Here is a 2,726-nt window from a genome sequence, read left to right as displayed (position 1 = left end):
GTAGGTGTGGCTTCAGCCAATACATCCTTCGTCATCAATACTCCTGGCATTGGAATCTCTCTACATACCGTATCTCTTTCTAACGGCACTGCATCATTGATCACAGCTACGTTGGTCAGACCACTGTTACCTCCAAAATCGTTGGTGTAATCGCAGTCTGCACTCTCAACTGTCAATATATTCGGATCAATGCTAAAGATTACCTCAACATAGAAGCTATCCACACCAAAGTCCTCAATATACTCATCGTCAACAATCTGGTAAGCCGTATCCATTGGGTTAGTAGTGACTATACTGGTCTGTAGGTTATCACCGCCCCCATAAGTCACCTCTGCACTGATAAATTCAGCACCCAAACCATATTTAATCGTATCACTTAAGTCGTAGTAGGCTCTTGTACCTGTAGTATCTTCTACTCGGATGACATAAGTCATGGTAAATTCATTCACATTACCCGTCGGTGTAGCTTCTACCAATACATCCTTCGTCATCAATACTCCTGGCATTGGAATCTCTCTACATACCGTATCTCTTTCCAAAGGCACTGCATCATTAATCACGGCAACGTTGGTCAGACCACTGTTGGCCCCAAAATCGTTGGTGTAATCGCAGTCAGCACTCTCCGCAGTCAATATATTAGGATCAATGCTAAAGATCACTTCTACATAGAAACTATCTACTCCAAAGTCCTCGATATATTCATCATCTACGATCTGGTAGGCCGTATCCATAGGGTTGGCAGTGACTATACTAGTCTGTAAGTTATCACCGCCTCCATAGGTCACCTCTGCACTGATAAAGTCAGCACCCAAACCATACTTAATCGTATCACTTAAGTCGTAGTAGGCTCTTGTACCTGTAGTATCTTCTACTCGGATGACATAGGTCATGGTAAACTCATTTACATTACCCGTCGGTGTGGCTTCAACCAATACATCCTTCGTCATCAATACCCCTGGCATCGGAATCTCTCTACATACCGTATCTCTATCCAATGGCACTGCATCATTAATCACGGCTACGTTGGTCAGACCACTGTTGGCCCCAAAATCGTTGGTGTAATCACAGTCTGCACTCTCCGCTGTCAATATGTTGGGATCAATGCTGAAGATTACCTCTACATAGAAACTATCCACACCAAAGTCCTCTATATATTCATCATCTACGATTTGATAAGCCGTATCCGTCGGATTGGCAGTAACTATACCAGTCTGTATTCCATCATCTCCTCCATAGGTCACCTCTGCACTGATAAAGTCAGCACCCAAGCCATACTTAATCGTATCACTTAAGTCGTAGTAAGCTCTTGTACCTGTAGTATCTTCTACTCGGATAACATAGGTCATAGTAAATTCATTCACATTACCCGTCGGTGTAGCTTCTACCAATACATCCTTCGTCATCAACACTCCTGGCATTGGAATCTCTCTACATACCGTATCTCTTTCCAAAGGCACTGCATCATTAATCACGGCAACGTTGGTCAGACCACTGTTGGCCCCAAAATCGTTGGTATAATCACAGTCTGCACTCTCCGCCGTCAATATGTTGGGATCAATACTAAAGATCACTTCCACATAGAAACTATCTACTCCAAAGTCCTCAATATATTCATCATCTACGATCTGGTAGGCAGTATCTGTTGGATTACTAGTAACTATACTGGTCTGTAAGTTATCATCTCCTCCATAGGTCACCTCTGCACTGATAAAGTCAGCTCCCAAGCCGTACTTAATCGTATCACTTAAGTCGTAGTAGGCTCTTGTACCTGTCGTATCTTCTACTCGGATGACATAAGTCATGGTAAATTCATTTACATTACCCGTCGGTGTGGCTTCAGCCAATACATCCTTTGTCATCAACACTCCTGGCATTGGAATCTCTCTACATACCGTATCTCTTTCCAATGGCACTGCATCATTAATCACGGCAACGTTGGTCAAACCACTATTGGCCCCAAAATCGTTGGTATAATCGCAATCAGCACTCTCAGCTGTCAATATGTTCGGATCTATGCTAAAGATCACTTCTACATAGAAACTATCTACACCAAAATTCTCAATATATTCATCATCTACGATTTGGTAAGCCGTATCCATTGGATTACTTGTCACTATACCAGTCTGTATTCCATCACCTCCGCCATAGGTCACCTCTGCACTGATAAAGTCAGCTCCCAAGCCATACTTAATCGTATCACTTAAGTCATAGTAGGCTCTTGTACCTGTAGTATCCTCTACTCGGATGACATAAGTCATAGTAAATTCATTCACGTTACCGGTAGGAGTAGCTTCAGCCAATACATCCTTTGTCATCAATACTCCTGGCATTGGGATCTCTCTACATACCGTATCTCTATCCAATGGAACTGCATCATTGATCACGGCTACGTTGGTCAATCCACTGTTGGCCCCAAAATCATTGGTGTAGTCACAGTCTGCACTCTCAGCTGTCAATATATTCGGATCAATGCTAAAGATCACTTCTACATAGAAACTATCTACGCCAAAGTTCTCGATATATTCATCATCTACGATCTGGTAAGCTGTATCCACAGGGTTGGCAGTAACTATACCAGTCTGTATGCCATCACCTCCGCCATAGGTCACTTCTGCACTGATAAAGTCTGCACCCAAGCCATACTTAATCGTATCACTTAAGTCGTAGTAAGCTCTCACACCTGTTATATCCTCTACACGAATGACATAGGTGGTGGTAAACTCATT

At 42.8% G+C, this 2,726-nt stretch carries 1 protein-coding gene; it reads right to left on the bottom strand.

Going from position 1 to position 2,726, the window contains the following annotated elements:
- Window positions 1-2,726: hypothetical protein (locus LVD51_RS19890; protein ID WP_236973132.1), on the bottom strand; the 2,726-nt coding region annotated here is incomplete at both ends.

Origin of the sequence: Membranihabitans marinus, assembly GCF_021729155.1 — a bacterium.
GTDB classification, from domain to species: Bacteria; Bacteroidota; Bacteroidia; order Chitinophagales; family Saprospiraceae; genus Membranihabitans; species Membranihabitans marinus.
Note: the sequence above shows the minus strand (reverse complement) of the source record. Positions and strands in the feature narration are given on the sequence as shown.